We start from the raw sequence: 20,099 nt of genomic DNA, 5'->3' as shown, positions 1-20,099 counted from the left end.
CGCTTTCGCTGGTGCCCCACGGTGCCCCGTCCGTTCCCCCACGTCCCGTGCTCAGCGGTGCTCATCAGTCCTCCTTGCCATCGGCGGGGCCTGTCACACACGGCCGGGCTCGTCGGTTTGGCAGCATCGGCGCCATGGTGCGCCTCTTGAGTGCTCTGCGCCTCTGCGGGCATCCAACCATGCCCCTTGGTGCGCCCGCTCATTACCGGTGGGTTCACGCCCCGGCACGGGCAACGACCCTGGTCAGCGCCTCAACCACCCGAGGGTCGTATTCGTGCGCGGTATCGAGGCGTAACCGCTCCAGCGCCTGCAGCCCCCGGCCCACGGCCGTACCGCCCCCGGCCAGGTCCTCGTAGGCGTTGGCCGTACGCACGATGCGTCCCGCGAGCGGCTGGTCCCGGTACGGATCGGCCTGTCCCTCCACGATCCGCGCGACTTCCTCGGGGGCACCCGTCCGGCGTACGACCTCCGCCCCGAGCAGGGCGATGCGCCGGCGTTCCACCTGATCGAGGGACGAGGTGGCACCGCCGGGCACCGGGTCGACGAGGGAGAGCTGGCCGATGTCGTGCATCAGCGCGGCGTGCTCCAGGGCCGCCAGCGCCTTTCCGCCCAGGCCGAGTTCGCGGCCCATGGCGTGGCTGAGCGCGCTGACCCGGCGGGCGTGCCCCACCGGGGTGTAACCGGCGACCTCGGTGGCCCGGGCCAGCGAGGCGATGGTCTCCCGGTGGGTGGCCCGGATCGCCGCGTGCCGCCGGAAGGCCGTCTGGGTCAGCAGCAGCGGGACCCCGCACACGGGCAGCGCCCACAGTCCCGCCGCCTGCTCGGCCTGCGCCAGCACGACCCCGCCGGCGCACACGGCCGAGCCGACGCCCGGCAGGACGGCCAGTTCGTCGCGCAGGACCGAGGCGAAGGGATGCCCGGTGCGGGCGGTGCCCAGCACGGCGGCCAGTACCGCGTCGCAGAGGATCGTGCTGGCCAGCAGCAGGACGGCGTACCCCGGATGGCCGCCGCTGCCGCCGTACAGCGGCTGCGCGGTTGCGGCGGCGAACGCCACGGTCAGCACGCGCCGTGCCGCCGCGTCGCGGGGCGCTCCCCTCAGCTGCCCGGCGACCACCGCTGCGGCCGAGACCGCCACCACGACCGCCACCGCCTCGGCCGCGAGCAGCGCGTACGCCAGGGCCCCGGCGAAGGCGACGGGGGCGGCCTCCCGGCCCTCGGGTTCCGGGATCCGGAAGGCCTCGCCGACGACGACCAGCGCCCCGAAGGCGGCGGCCGCCGCGGGATCGGCGACACCGTGCACCGCCGTCCACGCCGTCGCGGCGCCGCCCACGGCGAGCGCGAGCCCGTGGACGGCGAAGACGACGGAGGGCGTGCGTCTGCGGTGACGCCGGTGGTCCCCGCCGCCGCGGCGTCCGGGGGCGCTCACGGGCGCGGCTCGGGGGTGGGGCGCGCGGCGGCCTCGCGGCGGGCGTGACGCCTGGCCTGGGCGGGGGCGAAGGGTTCGGGCTCGTCGGCGGTGACCGCCGGGTTCCAGCCCTCGCGGCGCACGGCGCGAATCAGGGCCTGCACCATGAGCGGGTCGAAGTGGCTGCCGGCGCAGCGGCGCAGCTCGCCCAGCGCGTCGTCGACACCACGGGTGGCCTGGTAGGCGCGGGTGGAGGTCATCGCGTCGAAGGCGTCCGCCACGGCCACCAGCCGCGCGGAGGACGGGATGGCCTCGCCCGCCAGGCCGTACGGGTAGCCGGATCCGTCGAGGCGTTCGTGGTGGTGGAGGATCGCGGTGCGGGCGTCGTCGAGGAAGGCGATGCCGCGCACCATCTCGTGGCCGTAGCCGGGGTGCAGCTCGATGATCCGCCGTTCCTCGGGGGTGAGCGGGCTGTCCTTGCGCAGCACGCGGGTGGGCACCCCGAGCTTGCCGATGTCGTGCAGGATGCCGGCCAGCCGCAGGGCCTCCACCCGCTCGGGCGGCAGTCCGATCTCGCGCGCGATCAGTGCCGACGCCCGCCCGACGCGCTCGCTGTGGCCCCGGGTGTAGCGGTCCTTGATCTCCACGGCCTGCACCAGCGCCCGGACCGTCGCCTGATGCGCGGCCCGTTCGCGGCGGGCCTGGCCCACGACCCAGCGCGCGATGTGCGTCGGCAGGAGGGCGAGGACCGCGGCCACCGCCCCGTACGGGCCCTGCCAGAGCACCGCGGCCATGAGCCCCACCAGGCCGTAGGTCAGGTGGGGGGCGAGCGGTTCCAGCAGCGCCTCGCGCCAGGCCGCCCGCGGGGCGGTGCGTTCGGCGGTGATCAGCACGCCGGCGGTGAGCGCGGCGGAGAACAGGCAGAAGGCGAGGACGGCCGCGAGCGCGGGCACCAGCAGTCCGGGCAGCCGCGTGAAGGGGCCGTCCCCGAAGGCGGTGCGCACCTGGGCCGCGGCGGCCGTCGCCAGGGCGAGCTGCGCGGCGTGCCAGACGCGGCGCACCGTCCGCGGCTCGCCCCGGACGGGCGCGAGCAGGCCGCCGGGCACGGCGACGAGTGCCGCCGCGCCCGGGGGAAGCAGGAGCGCGGCCGCGAAGAGCACCGGGGGCAGTGCCGCCCCCGTGCGTTCCCCCGCCGCGTAGAGCGCCGCCAGCACGGCGGCGGTCGCCCAGGGAGTGCCCTCGTGGGGGCCCGTGACGAGGGCGCCGCAGGCCGACACGACGACGACCGGGATGTAGACCCGCGCCGCCGCGGGGAGCATCCTGACCGCCCGCTTCGCACGCACCCCACCGAGGCTAGGGGCGCGGCCGCCGCCCGGTGGGCGAGCGGCCGCGATTCCCGCCTTCGGGTGATCCCGGGTGACCTGCCGGCGCCGTGCGCGTCAGACGGTCGGCGAACCGGTCGGCGCGCTGCCGCCGTCGGCCGGCTCCGGTACCGGCGCCACCTCGCCGGCGCGGATCAGCTCGATCCGCGTGAGTACCTTGGAGCGCAGGTCCGTGGGCACGTCGTCGTGCCCGCAGCAGCGCTTGACCAGCTTCTTGACGGCCTGCTCGAGGCCGTACTTCTCCAAGCAGGGGTGGCACTCGTCGAAGTGCTGCTTGAACTTGGCGCAGGCGTCGTCGGACATCTCGTTGTCCAGGTACTCGTAAAGGTGTTCGAGTACCTCGGAGCAGTCCGTCTCATGCGGGTTGCCGCAGCTCATGTGCCCGAGCCCTTCTCGTCTCCCGCGCCCGCCGGGACGAGCCCGCGCTCCCGCGCGTAATCCTCCAGCAGCGAACGCAGCTGCCGCCGCCCACGGTGCAGACGGGACATCACCGTACCGATGGGGGTTCCCATGATGTCGGCGATCTCCTTGTAGGCAAAGCCCTCGACGTCGGCAAGATAGACCGCGATCCGGAACTCCTCCGGGATCGCCTGCAGAGCCTGCTTCACGTCCGAGTCGGGCAGGTGGTCCAGGGCCTGGGACTCGGCGGAGCGCAGGCCCGTGGACATGTGCGACTCGGCGCGTGCCAGCTGCCAGTCCTCGATCTCCTCCGTGCCGCTGCGCTGGGGCTCGCGCTGCTTCTTGCGGTAGGAGTTGATGAAGCTGTTGGTGAGGATGCGGTACAGCCACGCCTTCAGGTTGGTGCCCTCACGGAACTGGTGGAACGACGCGTACGCCTTCGCGTACGTCTCCTGCACCAGGTCCTCGGCATCGGCCGGGTTGCGGGTCATGCGCAGCGCCGCCGAGTACATCTGGTCCAGGTACTCCAGGGCGTCCCGCTCGAAGCGCGCGCTGCGCTCGACGTCGGACTCCGGAGTCACCTGCACCTCAGGCACCTCGGACGGGCTGTCGTCGTTGCCGCTGACCGGACCCACCTCCTCCACGACGGTCACGGGGCCGTAAGCGGACCCCACGCCATCGGAGGATATCCCGGTCGGGATCGGCGCGCTGTTCCTGTTCGCCCCGCCCGTCGACGGCCACTCCGGCCACGACAGGTACGGTGCCTCGGCACGCGCGCGGCACTCGGCTCTGACCATCCGGCTGCCTTCCTCACTGTGCGTACGTTCTTTCGTGCGGACGCCTGGCACAACACGGGCCGCGCACCGCTCATTCCCGAAGCGGGGGCAGTTCCTCCAGCCAGCCCAGCACCGCGTCGGTGATGACGCTCAGTGCTCCTTCCTGGGTGAGGTCCGCCGACTTCGGGACCGCGAACCCGTGGTCGCCGAACGGCACCCCGACCGGCTCGTACCCCTCGGGGAACTCCTCGGGGCGGCCGAAGGGGTCGCGCCCGCCCTGGACGACCAGCAGGTGCACGCCCTTGAGCGACGCCCCGAAGAGCTCGTCCGCGCGGGATTTCTCCGGCTTCCCCGGCGGATGCAGCGGGAAGGACAGCGCCAGCACCGCCACCGCGCCCAGTTCAGCCGCCGTACGGCAGGCCACTCGGGCGCCCGCGCTGCGGCCGCCGGCGACCACCGGCAGACCGGGCCGCGCGAGCGCCGGCCACAGCGCCGTCCACGCGGTGTCCAGGGTCTTCGGCGCGGGCGCCAGCTTCCTGCCCGCCACCCGCCAGGGCTGCTCCACCAGCGCGACCGTCCAGCCGTGCGGCGGCAGTGCCGCGGCCAGGGCCCGCAGGTCGCGTGCTTCGACGCCGCCTCCCGCGCCATGACCCAGCGCCACCACGGCGCGGGGCCGACGGGCCCGGTGCCAGGTGACGCGGGCGTCCCCGACGGGCGTCGGCACGGTCTCCATGATCTCGCTCACAGCGGCCAGTCTGGCACCGCGGGCGGTCAGAACAGCGTCGCCTCCTCGGGCGCCTCGATCGGCTCGACCAGCTGCGGCCCGTTGTTGCGGACGTTGCTCACCTCGGTGCGCACGGGGTGCACGCGCAGCAGGCCGGCCGACGGCGGCGCGAGCAGCCCGCGCAGGTCCTCGACGTCGGTGCGCGTGGGGTCGAGCCAGTCGCCCCAGTGGTCAGGGGTGATCCACAGCGGCATGCGCGGGTGGATCTCGGCCAGGGAGCGCGGGCCGCCGGGGTGCCCGTCGGCGTCGGCGAAGGGCTCGCCCCAGGCCTCCGTGGTGATGACGGTGCAGGTGACCCACCAGGCGCGCGGGTGCTCGTCGGGCAGGGTGCGGTCGCGCCAGAACTCGTACAGCCCGGCCATCGCGAAGACCGAGCCGTCGACGGGGGTGACGAAGTACGGCTGCTTGCGGGTCCGCTTCTTCTTCCCCTGCTCCTCCAGCTGCCGCTCGTCCCTGCCGGTGACCCACTCGAAGTAGCCGTCGGCGGGCAGCAGGCAGCGGCGCGAGGCGAAGGGTCGGCGGTAGGAGGCCTTCTCGTGGACGGTCTCGGCCCGCGCGTTGATCATCTTGACGCCGACGTCGGGCGTCTTCGCCCAGCTCGGCACCAGCCCCCAGCGCAGGGCGCGCAACTGGCGGACGATCTCGCCCGTCTCCTTGTCCGGCCGTTCCAGCACCGCGTAGGTGGTGTCGGTGGGCGCGACATTCCAGTTGGCGTCCAGCGCCTCCGTGGGATCCCATTTCTGCACGTCGAACACCTCGACGAGCTCCTCGGGCCTCCGACTCGCTGCATATCGACCGCACATGAGTGCCAGATTGCCACGGCGCGGACACGGCCGGACATCGTATGGTGCGGAACCGTGCAGCTCATCGACTCGATCCTCGGCACCCAGCCCGCGCCCTCGTCCTGGCTGGTGGGCGTCACCGCGGCCGTCGCCCTGGCCGCGGTCCTGCCGCACGCCCTGTGGCGGCTGTCCCGCAACGCGATCACGATCGCCCACGAAGGAGGACACGGCCTGGTCGCCCTGCTGTCGGGCCGCCGCCTGCAGGGCATCCGGCTCCACTCGGACACCTCGGGCCTGACCGTCTCCCGGGGCAAGCCGTACGGCCTCGGCATGATCCTCACCGCGGCGGCCGGGTACACCGCGCCGTCCCTGCTGGGCCTCGGCGGGGCCCTGCTGCTCGCGGCGGGCCACATCACGGCGCTGCTGTGGGGGGCGACGGCCCTGCTGCTGGTGATGCTCGTGATGATCAGGAACGCGTACGGGGTGCTGACGGTGTTCCTGACCGGCGGCCTCTTCCTCCTGGTGTCCTGGCTGACCGAGCCCGCCGTCCAGGCGGCGTTCGCCTACCTCGTGGTCTGGTTCCTGCTGTTCGGGGGTGTGCGGCCGGTGCTGGAACTCCAGCGCAAGCGGCACGGCGGTGCGGCTCCGGGCTCGGACGCCGACCAGCTGGCCCGGCTGACCCACACCCCGTCGGCACTGTGGATGGTGCTGTTCTACGCGGTGGCGCTGCTGTCGCTGTTCGGCGGCGGCCGCTGGCTGGTGGGGCTGTAGCCCTTGCGGGCGGGTTACTGTTTCCTTGAGGTTTCGTCCGCTTTGTGAGCGATTCGCCTTCTCCTTGAGCCACTACGCTTGGGGGCATGACCGGTAACCCCGCGCACACCGCCCTGTGGCCCGCGCCGCTCGCGTCCGCCCCCGTCCACGCGACGGTCACCGTGCCCGGATCGAAGTCGGTCACCAATCGCGCCCTGGTGCTCGCGGCGCTCGCCTCCGAGCCGGGCTGGCTGCGCCGTCCGCTGCGCAGTCGCGACACCGTGCTGATGGCCGACGCGCTGCGCGCCATGGGCGTGCAGATCGACGAGGTCGTCAACCCCTACGGCGGCGAGGCCTGGCGGGTCATCCCGGCCGGGCTGCACGGGCCGGCCACGGTCGACGTCGGCAACGCCGGCACGGTGATGCGGTTCCTGCCGCCGGTCGCCGCGCTCGCCGACGGCCCGGTGCACTTCGACGGCGACCCCCGCAGCCACGAGCGCCCGCTGGGCGGGGTCATCGACGCGCTGCGCACCCTGGGCGCCCGCATCGACGACGAGGGCCGCGGCGCGCTTCCGCTGACCGTGCACGGCGGCGGGGCGCTGGACGGCGGTCAGGTGCCGGTCGACGCGTCCTCGTCCTCCCAGTTCGTCAGCGCCCTGCTGCTGTCCGGCCCCCGCTTCAACCAGGGCGTCGAGGTACGGCACACCGGTCCGACGCTGCCGTCGCTGCCGCACATCAGGATGACGGTGGAGATGCTGAGGCGTGCCGGCGCCAAGGTCGACACCCCGCAGGACGGCGGCGAACCGAACGTGTGGCGGGTCGACTCCGGCGCGCTGCTCGGCGTCGACCTCACCGTCGAGCCGGACCTCTCCAACGCCCAGCCCTTCCTCGCCGCCGCGCTGGTCACCGGCGGCCGCGTGGTCATCCCCGACTGGCCGCACCGCACCACCCAGCCCGGTGACGCACTGCGCGAGTTGTTCACCCGCATGGGCGGTTCCTGCGAGCTGACGGACACGGGCCTGGTCTTCACCGGCTCCGGCCGCATCCACGGCATCGACGCCGACCTGTCGGAGGTCGGCGAGCTCACCCCCGGCATCGCGGCGGTCGCCGCGCTGGCCGACTCCGAGTCCGTGCTGCGCGGTGTGGGCCACCTGCGGCTGCACGAGACCGACCGGCTGGCCGCGCTGAGCAAGGAGATCAACGAACTCGGCGGCGACGTGACCGAGACCGAGGACGGACTGCGCATCCGGCCGCGGACGCTGCGCGGCGGCGTCTTCCACACCTACGACGACCACCGGCTGGCCACCGCGGGCGCCGTCCTGGGCCTGGCCGTCGACGGCGTCCGGGTCGAGAACGTCGCGACCACCGGCAAGACGCTCCCCGACTTCCCCGAGATGTGGACGGCCATGCTGGGTGCCGCACCGGCGGCCCCCGCGTCCCCGGTCCGGGCCTGAACCATGCGGCGCTACGGCAAGCACACCGACGAGGACGACGTCCGGGTCCGCCCGAACCGCAAGGGGAACCGTCCCCGCACCAGCATCCGGCCCAAGCACGAGGACGCCGAGGAGGGCTTCGTCCTCACCGTCGACCGAGGCCGCGTCACCTGCCTCGTCGAGGACCGCACGATCACCGCGATGAAGGCCCGTGAGCTGGGCCGCAAGGGAATCGTGGTCGGCGACCGGGTGGGCATCGTCGGCGACCTGACCGGCGAGAAGGACACCCTCGCGCGGATCGTGCGCGTCGAGGAGCGCAGCTCGGTGCTGCGCCGCACCGCCGACGACACCGATCCCTACGAGCGGGTGGTCGTCGCCAACGCGGACCGCCTCGCCATCGTGACCGCCCTCGCCGACCCCGAGCCGCGGCCCAGGCTCATCGACCGCTGCCTGGTGGCCGCGTACGACGCCGGGCTCGAACCGCTCCTGGTGCTCACCAAGTCCGACCTCGCGTCCGCCAAACCCCTGCTGGAGACGTACGCCCCCCTGGGCGTCCCCTATGTGGTGACCAGTCACGAGAACTTCGACGCCGAGGCGACGGAGGCCGTGCGCCGGCACCTCAAGGGCCGCGTCACCGCCTTCGTCGGGCACAGCGGCGTGGGGAAGACCACCCTGGTCAACGCACTGGTGGAGCGGCAGCGCGCGACCGGCCACGTCAACGCGGTGACCGGCCGCGGCCGGCACACCACGACCTCCGCACTGGCGCTGCCGCTGCAGGCCGACGAGGGGTGGGTCATCGACACCCCCGGTGTGCGTTCCTTCGGCCTGGCCCACATCGACCCGTCCCGGGTCATCCACGCCTTCCCCGACCTCGAGCCCGGCACGGCGGACTGCCCGCGCGCCTGCAGCCACGACGAACCCGACTGCGCGCTGGACGCCTGGGTGGCCGACGGACACGCCGAACCCGCCCGGCTGTTCTCGCTGCGGCGCCTGCTCGCGACGCGTGAGCGCACGGAAGGGGACTGAGGAGCCATTTCCGGGCATGCTGTGTGATGATCGCTCATCGACAGACGGAAACGGGAGGGCGCTCGATGGCCTGGCTCCTCGTGGTGGTCGCCGGACTCCTCGAAACCGGCTTCGCGGTCTGCCTCAAACTCTCCCACGGGTTCACCCGCCTGTGGCCGACCATCGCGTTCTGCGCCTTCGCGCTCGGCAGTTTCGGCCTGCTCACGCTCGCCCTGAAGAAGCTCGACGTCGGGGCCGCGTACGCGGTGTGGACGGGCATCGGGGCGTCCGGGACGGCGATCTACGGCATGGCCTTCCTCGGTGACGTCGTCTCGACCCTGAAGCTGATCTCCATCGGCCTGGTCGTCATGGGCGTCATCGGACTCCAACTCTCCGGCTCCACCCACTGATCCATCAACCACGCACCCTCGCCGGCCCGGCCCCGCGCCGGTACGCGCCCGTCACCAGCCGCGCTGGAGGAGTCCCCGGACCAGCCGGGCGACCCGCCGGCACGCCTCCTCGTCGGAGGCCGCGGGGGCGAGGACGTAGGAGACGGTGACGCGCACCGCGGTCCCGCAGGCCCAGTCGGCCTCGGCCTGGTCCAGTTTGGGGAAGCGCCGCCCCAGCACGGTCACGGCGCGCGCCCGGAACGCGTCGAGGAGTTCGGCCGGGGCGATCGGGGCGTCGTCCCTGCGCGGTCGCCGGCCCGGCAGCCGCGGCACCGGCACCGGCACGACGGCCGCCGCCGGCACCCGGTCCCCGCGGCAGCCGGTGAGCACCGCGCGCACCAGCGGGCTGCGGCGGGCGCTGTGCAGGGTCCAGGCGGTCGCCGCGGCGAAGCAGTCGCCGGCGTCGGCGCCCTGCCGCCCGGCGGTGTCCAGGGCGCGTTCCACGCCCGCCAGGAACGCCTCGGCCTCCCGCCGCGCCAGGGCCCGCGCGAGCCCCTCCTTGGTGCCGAACTCGTTGTAGAGGGTCTGCCGCGACACCCCGGCGCTGGTCGAGACGTCCACCATCCTGACCGTCGCCCACGACCGGGCACCCAGTGCGGACAGCGCGGCGTCCAGGAGCGATTCACGCGCTGTCGGCACGGTCGCCTCCAAGGTCTCGAGCGGTCTCGAGCGGTACCGAGCGGCCTCAGGGAGCTGTGGGGCCAGAATTGACGCGCCGTCGGCCGGTGTCAACCCTCCCCGCGCTCCCTGCGTGACCTCGACCTCCCACGATCGATACTGTTCGCTTCATGCCGGACTTCAACGACGATCTGCGCCTCGCGCACATCCTTGCCGACGCCGCCGACGCCGCCACCATGGAGCGCTTCAAGTCCCTGGACCTCAAGGTCGAGACCAAGCCCGACATGACGCCGGTCAGCGAGGCGGACAAGCGCGCCGAGGAGCTGATCCGCAGTCAGCTCGGCCGGGCCAGGCCGCGCGACGCCGTGCTCGGCGAGGAGTACGGCACGGAGGGCAGCGGCCCGCGGCGCTGGATCGTCGACCCGATCGACGGCACCAAGAACTACGTCCGCGGGGTGCCCGTGTGGGCCACCCTGATCGCGCTGATGGTGCGCGGGGAGGGGGGCGACGAGGGCGTGGTCGGCCTGGTGTCCGCGCCCGCCCTGGGGCGCCGCTGGTGGGCGGTGAAGGACGGCGGGGCCTACACCGGTCGCAGCCTGGCCTCCGCCACGCGGCTGCGGGTGTCGCAGGTGAGCCGGCTGGCGGACGCCTCGTTCGCGTACTCCTCGCTCAGCGGCTGGGAGGAGCAGGGCCGCCTGGACGGCTTCCTCGACCTGACCCGGTCCTGCTGGCGGACGCGCGCCTACGGTGACTTCTGGCCGTACATGATGGTCGCCGAGGGCGCGGTGGACATCTGCGCCGAGCCCGAACTGAGCCTGTGGGACATGGCGGCGAACGAGGTGATCGTGCGCGAGGCCGGCGGGCGCTTCACCAGCCTGGACGGGACGCCGGGCCCGTACGGCGGGAACGCGGCGGCGTCCAACGGGCTGCTGCATGAGGAGACGCTCGCCTTCCTGAACCGCCCGTAACCGACCGCCCCCTCACACTACCGATCACACTCCGCACGCCCCTTGCTGCGGACCGCGGCGCATGTGAACATGAGAATGCGTGAGCTTGTGCATTTGTGAAACTGTTCTCAAGACGGCCACGACGCAGCCCGAGGGGTATCCCATGCTCGTACGCGACGCCATGAGCACGGTCGTTCTCACGGTCGGTCCCGCCCACACCCTCCGCCAGGCCGCCCGGCTGATGTCCGCCCGACGGGTGGGCGCGGCGGTCGTACTCGATCCCGACACCTGCGGTCTCGGCATCCTGACCGAGCGCGACATCCTCAACGCCATCGGTGCGGGGCTCGACCCCGACAACGAACTCGCCGCCGCCCACACCACCACCGACGTGGTCTTCGCCGCGACCCGGTGGACCCTCGAAGAGGCCGCCGCCGCAATGGTGCGCGGCGGCTTCCGGCACCTGGTGGTGCTGGACGACCACAACCCGGTCGGCATGGTCTCCGTACGGGACATCGTGCGCTGCTGGCAGCCCGCGCACGCGGCCCTGGCCGGCTGACGGCCGGGCCGGACGTGGATCGGAGGGGGCCGGGTGCCTGGACGCACCCGGCCCCCTCCGGGCCTGCGGGACGGACGCCGGTCAGCCGCGCAGGGCCTGGACGGCGGCCTCCAGCCGCTTGCCGAAGTCCTCGTCGGCACGGCGGAAGTTGCCGATCGCGCGCTCGGCGATGTCGTCGCGCGACACCTTGGCGATGAAGCCGGAGAGGTTGGCGACCAGGCGCTCCCTCTCCTCCTCCGACATCAGCCGGTAGAGGTCGCCGGCCTGCGCGAAGTCGTCGTCCTCGGCGTGCGAGGGCGCCTCGTGGTTGCCGGTGTACCCGGTGACCGCGGTGGCCGACCACAGGGGGCGGCCGGTCTGCGCCGGGCCGCCGAAGCTGTTCGGCTCGTAGTTCCTGGCACCGCCGTGGCGGCCGTCGTACAGCGCGCCGTCGCGGCCGTGGGTGCGCACCTCGGTCGCGTGCGGACGGTTCACCGGCAGGTGGTCGGCGTTGATGCCGACGCGGTAGCGGTGGGCGTCGCCGTAGGCGAAGAGCCGGCCCTGCAGCATCTTGTCCGGGGACGGACCGATGCCGGGCACGAAGTGCGCAGGGGAGAAGATCGACTGCTCGACCTCGGCGAAGACGTTCTGCGGGTTGCGGTTGAGCTCCAGCCTGCCGATCTCGATCGGCGGGTAGTCCTCGTGCGGCCACACCTTGGTGAGGTCGAACGGGTTGAAGCGGTAGCCCGCCGCCTCGGCCGCGGGCATGATCTGCACCTGCACGGTCCAACTGGGGAACTCGCCGCGCTCGATGGCCTCGCGCAGGTCGCGCTGGTGGGAGTCGGGGTCCTCACCGGCGATCCGGTTGGCCTCGCCCTGGGTGAGGTTCCTGATGCCCTGGTCCGTCTTGAAGTGGTACTTGACCCAGAAGACCTCGTCCGCCTCGTTGGTCCACTGGTAGGTGTGCGAGCCGTAGCCGTTCATGTGGCGGTAGCTCGCGGGGATGCCGCGGTCGCCGAACAGCCAGGTCACCTGGTGCGTCGACTCCGGTGACAGGCTCCAGAAGTCCCAGACGTTGTCCGCCTCCTGGGAGCCGGTGTACGGGTCGCGCTTCTGGGTGTGGATGAAGTCGGGGAACTTGATCGCGTCCTTGATGAAGAACACCGGGGTGTTGTTGCCGACGAGGTCGTAGTTGCCCTCCTCGGTGTAGAACTTCAGCGCGAAGCCCCGGGGGTCGCGCACCGCGTCCGGCGCGCCGAGGTTGCCCGCGACGGTGGAGAAGCGCAGGAAGGTCTCCGTCTGCTTGCCGACCTCGGAGAGGAACTTCGCCCGCGTGTACCTCGTCACGTCCGCGGTCACGGTGAAGGTTCCGTAGGCGCCGGCGCCGCGTGCGTGCACCACGCGCTCCGGGATGCGCTCGCGGTTGAAGCGGGCGAGCTTCTCCAGCAACTGCTGGTCCTGGACCAGGACCGGCCCTCCCAGGCCCGCGGTCTCGCTGTTCTGGTTGTCCGCGACCGGGGCGCCCGCCTCCGTGGTCAGCGGGCCGGTCTCCTGAACCGTCACGTGCCTCTCCCTGGGTTGGTGCTGTGCCGTGGCTTTCGCCGGAAGCGATCCTACGATAGACAGAGTCCAAGTCAAGAAGAGCCCCAAACTCATACCTGGTCGGAACACGGACTGTCACTGTTAAGCTGTTCGCATCCCACTGATAGGTGAACTGGAATGAGTGACCTGCTGGAACGACTGCGCGGCCGCGGGTGGCGCATGACCGCGCAGCGGCGCGTCGTGGCCGAGGTCCTGGACGGAGACCACGTCCACCTGACCGCCGACGAGGTGCACGCGCGGGCGGCGGCCCGGCTGCCCGAGATCTCCCGCGCGACCGTCTACAACACCCTGGGTGAACTGGTGTCGCTCGGTGAGGTCATAGAGGTCGCCACCGACGGCCGCGCCAAGCGCTACGACCCCAACGCCCACCGGCCGCACCAGCACCTGGTGTGCTCCGGCTGCGGCACCATCCGGGACGTCCACCCGCACGGCGACCCGATGGCGGACCTGCCCCACGCGGAACGCTTTGGCTTCACCGTCTCCCAGGTGGAGGTCACCTACCGGGGCCTGTGCCCCGCCTGCGCCTGACGCTGGGCCGCCCGCCGCACACGTTCCGCGGCCTTGCGCACCGCCGGCTCCGGACGGGTGCGCCCCACCCACACCGTCTCCACCGGCACCTGGCCCGCCACCTTGGCGAGCGCCTCGAAGGCCTCCCTGGCCACCCCGGGGTCCGGGTCCACGGCCAGCGGCGCCAACTGCCGCACCAGCCCCTCCCGCGGGACGAGTCGGCCCGCCGCGCGCACCGCGGCCCGGCGCACCAACGGCGGCCACGGGGCGCGCACCTCGCACGCCAGCCGCAGCACCAGCGGTCCGTCCGAGGCGTCTCCGCACTCCCCCAGCCCCGTCACCAGCCCTGCCACCAGCCGCGGCGGGCTCTGCGGGCCGCAGCGCAGCAGCTGCCTGCGGTACGCCAGGGCCGGGGGCTCGCCCCTGCTGTACAGCCGCCAGCGGGCCTGGGCGCGGACGATCCGCGCCGGGTCGGCCAGCGGCGCCGTCAGCCGGGCCGCGGGCACGTCGTCCGGCAGCGCCGCGACCGCCAGCTCCCGCACGGCCGCCGAACGGGCCCACAGCAGGCGCCCCGCCTGGTCCGGGTCCATCTGCAGCAGCCGCTCGGCGCACAGCCTGCGGCAGACCTGGTCCGGGTCGCGCAGTGCCGTGCGCACCAGGTCGCCGCGGACGAACTCCCCCAGCTGCAACGCCAGCTCGACCCCGAACCGCCGGGTCAGCGGGTCCGCGTCGGCCGCCAGCGCACGCACCGCACGCCGGGCCTCGGGGGCCGCCAGCACCCCGCGGTACGCCTCCGGGGTGTGCGCGGCCCGGCTCCGTCCGCGCAGCCTCAGCAGCAGCCGTACGGCCGCGGCGGCCTCGTCCGGGGCGGTACGGCGCAGCAGCGCCGCCAGGGCCGGGTCGCGGACCTGGTCCACCCAGTCCGCCGTGCGCAGCGCGAGGGCCGACGCCACCAGCGGCCCGCCGTGCACCGCCAGCTCCTCCACGGCTGCCTGGCGGGTCCGCCCGTCCCGGTCCATCGCGGCCAGCAGCAACCGCAGCGGCTCGCTGTCGCCGGGCGCCGGTGGTGCGGCGTCCTGCAACCGCGCGGCACGGTCCAGCAGCACCCACAACCGCGGCGGCGCCGCGGCCAGCGCCTTCAGCGCCGCCGCGCGGTCGTAGGCGGCGTCCTCGTCATCCGCTGCGCCACGCAGCTCACGGAGCAGTTCCTCCGCGTCCGCTGCCGCGCACAGTCGACCCCACCGCGTCACATCCCTGAGTTCCGTCGGCCGCCGCTTACGCCGCCTGCGAAGCAACCCCGCCTCCTCGCGCCGCCTGAGGGCCTGCCCTCAGGATCGCGCGCCGGCGCCGGCCGGCCCAGGACCGTCGGCACCCTTTTGCCCGAACCATGCCTTGGCTGTACCGAACGCATACGAGAAGGGCCCGGAAGCCATGGCTTCCGGGCCCTTCTCTTCAGTAGCGGGGACAGGATTTGAACCTGCGACCTCTGGGTTATGAGCCCAGCGAGCTACCGAGCTGCTCCACCCCGCGTCGTTGTGCCCTAAGACTAACCTCCCCGGGCTGAGCAGCGCAAATCGCTTCTCACGCGGAGAGTTCGTGCTCCAGGGCGTCGGTCAGCCGGGCCGCCCGCTCGGCCACCTCGGCGGGGCCGCACTCCATGGCGCGGGCGCACCACGCCTGGGCGTCCGCGAGCTGTCCGTGCCGCGCGGCCAGCAGCGCCAGCCGCAGCGCGGCGCGTCCGTGACCCGCGTCGGCGGCGCGGGTCCACCACAGGGCCGCCTCCGGCTCCGCGCCCTCACGGGCGAGGAGCAGCCCGAGGTTGAAGGCCCCGTTGCGGCTGCCGCCCTCGGCGGCCTCGCGGTACCAGTGGGCGGCGTCGACGACGTCCCCGCGCTTGGCGGCGCACATGCCGAGCCGCACCTGGGCGCGGCGGTGCCCCTGGCCGGCGGCGCGGGCGTACCACTCCTCGGCCTCGGCGGCGGCCTCCGGCGTGTCCTGGGCGTCCAGCAGCGCCCCGAGGCGGAACGCGCCCTCCGGGCTGCCGCTGCCCGCGGCGCAGCGCAGGTGGCGCTCGGCGCCGTGCGTGTCGCCCTCCTTCTGCAGGGCGATGGCCACCTGGAGCGCGGCCTCGCCGTGCCCGCTGGACGCGGCGCGCTCGTACCAGCGCCGCGCGGTGGCGTCGTCGCCCCGCCCGGCGTACAGGATGCCGAGGTTGAAGGCGGCGTCCACGCTGCCCGCCTCCGCGGCCTTGGAGAACCACGGCTCGGCGCCCGCGGCGTCGCCGCGCTGCAGCAGCAGCACGGCCAGCGCGTTGGCGGCCTCGCGGTGCCCGGTGTAGGCGGCCTTGCGGTACCACTGCTCGGCCTGGGTGGTGCGCCCCTGGCCGGCGCAGAGCAGCCCGAGGTTGAAGGCGCCGTTGACGTCCCCCGCGTCGAGGGCCGCCCGGTACCAGCGCTCGGCGGTCTGGGTCTCGCCCTCCTGGGCGTGCAGTGCGCCCAGGGCGTTGGCCGCGTTGCCGTCGCCCGCGTTGGCGGCCCGCCGCCACCAGGTGGCGGCGCCGTCGACGTCGCCGGCGTCACACAGCAGGAAGCCGAGCGCGCAGGCGGCGCGCGGCTCCCCGTCGCGGGCGGCGGTCAGGTACCAGCGCTTGGCCTCCTCGAACTCGCCGCGCTCCTCCAGGAGCGTGCCGAGCCGCAGGGCGGCCCTGCGGTGCCGGCGGGCCGCCGCCTGCCGGTACCACTGCTCGGCCTCGCGCTCCTCGCCCCGCTCGGCGCAGATGCGGGCGAGCCGGTAGGCGGCCTCGCGGTGGCCGTGCTCGGCGGCGGCGTGGAACCAGCGCTCGGCGCCGACGTCGCGCCGGTGGTCCAGAAGGTCGGCCAGCGCGTACGCGCCCAGGGCGTGCCCGGACTCGGCGGCCTGGCGCAGCCAGTACTCCGCCCCGGGTTCGTCGCCACGCTCGCGGAAGTGCCTGCCGAGCGCGTGCGCGGCCGCGGCGGAGCCGGCGACCGCTGCGATCCGCCACCATGCGGCGGCCTCTTCGGCGTAACCGCGCTGGTGCAGCAGCAGGCCCAGGTTGTTGGCGGCGGGACGGTCCCCTCCGGCGGCGGCGCCGCGCAGATGGGGCTCGGCGCCCTCCAGGTCGCCGCGGCGCAGCAGCATGGTGCCCAGCACGCTCATGGCCCCGATGTCGCCGTGCTCGGCGGCCCGCCGGTGGCGTGCCTCGAGTTCGGCTTCCTCGCGGGCCTCCAGGGTCTCCTCGTCGGGGAGTTCGGACTCGATGAGGCGCTCGTCGTCGAGACCGCCCACCCGCGGACCGGGCAGCAGGTCGGCGACGGCGGGCACGAGCGCGGTCCCGGCCGCGGGCACGGTCGTCCGCCCCGCGGACCCGGTATCCCGGATCTGACGAGTGTTCAGCAGCCTTGCACCATCCCCCATGAGGTCCATCGTCGCATCACCCGTACCCGCAGTACACCTGGTATGCGGCAAACCTGCAGGTTCTGCCGATCCCAGTCGGTCACTTCGTAGGTCACTACAGCGTTTTGTCGACTTCCCGACAGGGTGCCTGCCGAAACCTCAGGGGAAAGGAGTTCCCCCCAACAAGTGAAAGGGCCCGGAGTCTATTGACTCCGGGCCCTCTCCAACAGTAGCGGGGACAGGATTTGAACCTGCGACCTCTGGGTTATGAGCCCAGCGAGCTACCGAGCTGCTCCACCCCGCGTCGGTGCACCAACAGTACCACGACGCGGGATGGGTCCCGTCAGCCCGTCTTCTCCGCCTGCTGCTCGGCGTCCTTCGCGCGCTTCAGCGCGTCGGCGAGATCCTTCTGCGCCTGGCCGTACGCGCCCCAGTCGCCGTCCTTGAGCGCCTTCTGACCCGCGTCGTACGCCTGCTGGGCGTCCTCCAGGGCCTGGGCGACCGTCGGGTTGCCCGCGGCCGGCGGTTCGGTGCCCCCGCCGCCGCCCGTCTCCGGCGGCGTCACGGGCTCCCCGCCGTCCGATCCGAAGACGGCGTCGAGCGCCTGCCCGAGCGTGTCCTCGAACTCGGTCTGGCCTCCGTAGCTCACCAGGACCTTCTTCAGCAGCGGGTAGTTGGTGCCCGCGCCGCGGACGTAGACCGGCTCCACGTACAGCAGCCCGCCGTCGAGGGGCACCGTCAGCAGGTTGCCGTACTCGACCTCCGAGTCACCGCCCTTGAGCAGCCTGATCTTCTCCGCCACATTGGGGTCGGAGTTGAACTGGCTCTGCACCTGCTGCGGACCGGACACCGTGGTGTTCGACGGCAGCTTCAGCACCCTGATCGCGCCGTACTCCGGACTCTTCGCGTCCGCGTCGACCGCCATGAAGGCGCTGAGGTTCTCGCGCTTGTTCGGCGTGAACGTCGTGGTGAGCGAGAACGCCTGGTCGTTCTGGCCGGGCATCTTCAGGCTCAGGTAGTACGGCGGCACCGACTTCCCGGTCTTGGCGGCCGGGTCGTTGGGCACGGCCCACACCTCACTGCCGCTGTAGAAGGTCGACGCCTTGGTGACGTGGTAGCGCGTCAGCAGCTCGCGCTGCACCTTGAACAGGTCCTGCGGGTAGCGCAGATGCGCCATCAGCGCGTCGTCGATCGCCGTCTTGGGCTGGACGGTGTCCGGGAAGGCCTTCATCCAGGTCTTCAGCACCGGGTCCTCGGTGTCCCACTGGTAGAGCGTGACCTTGCCGCTGTACGCGTCGACGGTCGCCTTCACCGAGTTGCGGATGTAGTTGACCTGGTTCTGCTGCGCCAGCACGGCGCGCTGCCCGTCGGTCAGCGAGTCCGCGGTGGTGTCGCCGAGCGTCGTGCGCGAGGAGTACGGGTAGCCGTTGCTCGTCGTGTAGGCGTCGACGATCCACACGATCCGGCCGTCCACGACCGCCGGGTAGGAGTCGCCGTCGATCGTCAGCCAGGGCGCGACCGCCTCGACCCGCTCCTTGGGCATGCGGTTGTACAGGATCTGCGAGTCGTCGCCGACGGCGCCCGAGTAGAAGATCTGCGGCTCGCCGAAGGACACCGCGTAGGCGAGCCGGGTCACCGGGTTCTTCAGGCCGACACCGCTCTTGGCGGTGTACGTGTACGGCTTCTCACCGTTGTCGTCGGTGTAGTCGATCTCCGGCGTGCTCTTGTCACCGACGATCGACCACTGCTTGGTCTGCTCGCCGTAGTAGATCCGCTGCTGGTACGTCCCGAGGTCGCCCTTGGTCGGCAGGTTGTACTCGGTGAAGTCCGGCTCGCCGCTGGCCGTCGTGGTGGTGCCCTTGGCGGCCACCATGCCGTAGCCGTGCGTGTACTTGAAGTGGTCGTTGATCCAGCTGTGCTGCGGGATGCCCTCCAGGTTCAGCTCCCGCAGGCCCACCACGGTGTCCTGCTCCTTGCCGTCGATCGTGTAGCGGTCGACGTCCAGCGTGGACGGGAAGGCGTAGTAGCCGCGCACCTTCTGCAGCTGCTGGTAGGTCGGCGAGACCACGTTCGGGTCGAGCAGGCGGATGGACGCCGCCGTGTCGGCGTCGCTGCGCAGCTTCTCCTTGGCGTCGCTGCTCGTGCCCGTGTAGTCCGTCACATCGGTGTGGTCGATGCCGTACGCCTCACGGGTGGCGTCGATGTTCTTCTGGATGTACGGCTGCTCCTTGGCGGCCTCGTTGGGCTGCACCTGGAACTTCTGCACGATCGCCGGGTACAGGCCGCCGATCAGGATCGCCGACAGCACCATCAGGCCGAAGCCGATCAGCGGCAGCGACCAGGTGCGCCGCCACAGGGTGGCGAAGAACAGCAGCGCGCAGATGATGGCGATGGCGAACAGGATCGTCTTGGCCGGCAGATAGGCGTTGGCGTCCACATAGCGCAGACCCGTCCAGTCGCCCGACCTGAGGTTGCCGGACTTCACCGCCAGGGAGTACCGGTCCAGCCAGTACGCGACCGCCTTCAGGGTGACGAACAGTCCCAGGAGCACCGACAGGTGCCCGGTCGCCGCCGCCGTGGCCCGGCCGCCCGGGGAGGTGATCCGCAGGCCCCCGTACAGGTAGTGCACGAGCGCCGCCGCCAGCAGCGACAGCACGACGGCCGCGAAGCCGAAGCTCAGCAGGAAGCGGAACCAGGGCAGGTCGAAGGCGTAGAACGAGATGTCGACGTGGAACTGCGGGTCCTTGGTCCCGAACGGGGTGGAGTTCGTCCACAGCAGCCATGTGCGCCACTGGCTGGAGGCGGACGCGCCCGCGATCAGCCCCACGAGGGCGCAGACGGTGAGCAGCACCCACTTCTTGTAGGGGGCGATGCCCATCCGGTAGCGGTCGAGGCTCTGCTGCTCCATCGACATCGCGCTCAGCGGCGGCCGCAGCCGGTGCGCCAGGTACACGTTGACGCCGACCGCCGCGGCCATCAGCAGGCCGAAGACGAAGAACAGGCCGATCTTGGTCCACAGTGTGGTGGTGAAGACCGAGGAGTAGTCGACGGAGCGGTACCAGAGCCAGTCGGTCCAGAAGCCCGCGAACATGACGAACGCCATGGCCAGCACGGCCAGTACGCCCAGGGTCATCAGCAGTGTCCGGGCTCGCCGCGACGGGCGGCCCACTCTGATCCGTGGCCCGTGCGGACCCCCGCCACGGTCCGGCATCTGGAATACCAAGGTGCGCACCTCGAAGTGTCGGTCTCCGTCGGACGCCGTCCCGGCGCCCACTGATGCAACTTACTCAGCGTTTACTCAGTTCCCCAAG

Annotated in this window: 18 protein-coding genes and 2 tRNA genes; 7 read left to right on the top strand and 13 right to left on the bottom strand. The window is 72.6% G+C overall.

Translation table 11 applies throughout. From position 1 onward, the window contains the following. Positions 1-214: 214 nt before the first annotated feature. The 6 genes from B085_RS0126115 to B085_RS0126090 all read right to left on the bottom strand — a co-directional run bounded on the left by B085_RS0126115 (position 215) and on the right by B085_RS0126090 (position 5,549). The gene (locus B085_RS0126115) at positions 215-1,426 is read right to left on the bottom strand and encodes an HD-GYP domain-containing protein (RefSeq protein WP_018561560.1); all 1,212 of its coding nucleotides are present in this window, start codon (positions 1,424-1,426) and stop codon (positions 215-217) included. Beyond that, on the bottom strand, positions 1,423-2,724 hold the full coding sequence (locus B085_RS43805) for an HD-GYP domain-containing protein (protein ID WP_018561559.1): 1,302 nt from the start codon (positions 2,722-2,724) through the stop codon (positions 1,423-1,425). The genes B085_RS0126115 and B085_RS43805 overlap by 4 nt, the downstream gene beginning before the upstream one ends. A 120-nt stretch (positions 2,725-2,844) precedes the next feature. Next, on the bottom strand, positions 2,845-3,165 hold the full coding sequence (gene rsrA / locus B085_RS0126105; RefSeq protein ID WP_018561558.1) for a mycothiol system anti-sigma-R factor: 321 nt from the start codon (positions 3,163-3,165) through the stop codon (positions 2,845-2,847). After that, entirely contained in the window at positions 3,162-3,821 is a 660-nt protein-coding gene (locus tag B085_RS0126100; RefSeq protein WP_026251453.1) for a sigma-70 family RNA polymerase sigma factor, read from the bottom strand. Before B085_RS0126100 ends, rsrA begins: the two co-directional genes overlap by 4 nt. Positions 3,822-4,053: 232 nt before the next feature. Further along, positions 4,054-4,695: an alpha/beta family hydrolase gene (locus B085_RS0126095; RefSeq protein ID WP_037732478.1), complete on the bottom strand. Its 642-nt coding sequence runs from the start codon at positions 4,693-4,695 to the stop codon at positions 4,054-4,056. A 38-nt stretch (positions 4,696-4,733) separates the two neighbouring features. Continuing rightward, positions 4,734-5,549, bottom strand: coding sequence for an SOS response-associated peptidase (locus tag B085_RS0126090; RefSeq protein WP_026251452.1), 816 nt, complete (start codon positions 5,547-5,549; stop codon positions 4,734-4,736). 54 nt (positions 5,550-5,603) lie between these two features. Between B085_RS0126090 and B085_RS0126085 the strand changes: the two genes are divergently transcribed. The 4 genes from B085_RS0126085 (at position 5,604) to B085_RS0126070 (ending at position 9,126) form a co-directional block, all read left to right on the top strand. After that, on the top strand, positions 5,604-6,299 hold the full coding sequence (locus tag B085_RS0126085; protein WP_018561554.1) for a M50 family metallopeptidase: 696 nt from the start codon (positions 5,604-5,606) through the stop codon (positions 6,297-6,299). A gap of 86 nt (positions 6,300-6,385) precedes the next feature. Next, entirely contained in the window at positions 6,386-7,732 is a 1,347-nt protein-coding gene (gene aroA, locus B085_RS0126080; protein ID WP_018561553.1) for a 3-phosphoshikimate 1-carboxyvinyltransferase, read from the top strand. Between the two features lie 3 nt (positions 7,733-7,735). Then, entirely contained in the window at positions 7,736-8,737 is a 1,002-nt protein-coding gene (gene rsgA, locus B085_RS0126075) for a ribosome small subunit-dependent GTPase A (RefSeq protein WP_018561552.1), read from the top strand. A 65-nt stretch (positions 8,738-8,802) separates the two neighbouring features. Next, positions 8,803-9,126: a DMT family transporter gene (locus B085_RS0126070; protein ID WP_018561551.1), complete on the top strand. Its 324-nt coding sequence runs from the start codon at positions 8,803-8,805 to the stop codon at positions 9,124-9,126. 51 nt (positions 9,127-9,177) lie between these two features. Here the strand turns inward: B085_RS0126070 and B085_RS0126065 are convergent, their stop codons facing one another. Next, the gene (locus B085_RS0126065) at positions 9,178-9,804 is read right to left on the bottom strand and encodes a TetR/AcrR family transcriptional regulator (RefSeq protein ID WP_026251451.1); all 627 of its coding nucleotides are present in this window, start codon (positions 9,802-9,804) and stop codon (positions 9,178-9,180) included. Positions 9,805-9,953: 149 nt separating this feature from the next. Between B085_RS0126065 and hisN the strand changes: the two genes are divergently transcribed. Beyond that, positions 9,954-10,751 carry a histidinol-phosphatase gene (hisN, locus tag B085_RS0126060; protein ID WP_018561549.1) on the top strand — a complete coding sequence of 266 codons (798 nt, stop codon included), beginning with the start codon at positions 9,954-9,956 and terminating at the stop codon, positions 10,749-10,751. A 142-nt stretch (positions 10,752-10,893) separates the two neighbouring features. Further along, positions 10,894-11,286 carry a cyclic nucleotide-binding/CBS domain-containing protein gene (locus B085_RS0126055; protein WP_018561548.1) on the top strand — a complete coding sequence of 131 codons (393 nt, stop codon included), beginning with the start codon at positions 10,894-10,896 and terminating at the stop codon, positions 11,284-11,286. A gap of 81 nt (positions 11,287-11,367) precedes the next feature. Here the strand turns inward: B085_RS0126055 and B085_RS0126050 are convergent, their stop codons facing one another. After that, positions 11,368-12,828, bottom strand: coding sequence for a catalase (locus B085_RS0126050; protein ID WP_018561547.1), 1,461 nt, complete (start codon positions 12,826-12,828; stop codon positions 11,368-11,370). Between the two features lie 156 nt (positions 12,829-12,984). On the opposite strand from B085_RS0126050, the gene B085_RS0126045 reads away from it, so the two are divergent. Beyond that, positions 12,985-13,395 carry a Fur family transcriptional regulator gene (locus B085_RS0126045; protein WP_018561546.1) on the top strand — a complete coding sequence of 137 codons (411 nt, stop codon included), beginning with the start codon at positions 12,985-12,987 and terminating at the stop codon, positions 13,393-13,395. On the opposite strand, the gene B085_RS0126040 is transcribed toward B085_RS0126045, so the two are convergent. From B085_RS0126040 to B085_RS0126020, 5 genes are all read right to left on the bottom strand, one after another. Continuing rightward, entirely contained in the window at positions 13,365-14,624 is a 1,260-nt protein-coding gene (locus tag B085_RS0126040) for a hypothetical protein (RefSeq protein WP_018561545.1), read from the bottom strand. The two genes, B085_RS0126045 and B085_RS0126040, sit on opposite strands and share 31 nt — an antisense overlap. 206 nt (positions 14,625-14,830) lie before the next feature. Continuing rightward, positions 14,831-14,904, bottom strand: a tRNA-Met gene (locus B085_RS0126035). A gap of 51 nt (positions 14,905-14,955) precedes the next feature. Continuing rightward, positions 14,956-16,818 carry a tetratricopeptide repeat protein gene (locus B085_RS0126030; protein WP_420706625.1) on the bottom strand — a complete coding sequence of 621 codons (1,863 nt, stop codon included), beginning with the start codon at positions 16,816-16,818 and terminating at the stop codon, positions 14,956-14,958. Positions 16,819-17,018: 200 nt separating this feature from the next. Beyond that, positions 17,019-17,092: transfer RNA gene (locus tag B085_RS0126025), tRNA-Met, on the bottom strand. 39 nt (positions 17,093-17,131) lie between these two features. After that, positions 17,132-19,999, bottom strand: a complete 2,868-nt coding sequence (locus B085_RS0126020; RefSeq protein ID WP_078620068.1) for a UPF0182 family protein — start codon at positions 19,997-19,999, stop codon at positions 17,132-17,134. Positions 20,000-20,099 lie beyond the last annotated feature (100 nt).

It is taken from the genome of Streptomyces sp. BoleA5 (assembly GCF_000373665.1).
In the GTDB taxonomy this organism is placed as follows: domain Bacteria; phylum Actinomycetota; class Actinomycetes; order Streptomycetales; family Streptomycetaceae; genus Actinacidiphila.
This window is presented reverse-complemented; position numbering and strand designations above follow the sequence as displayed.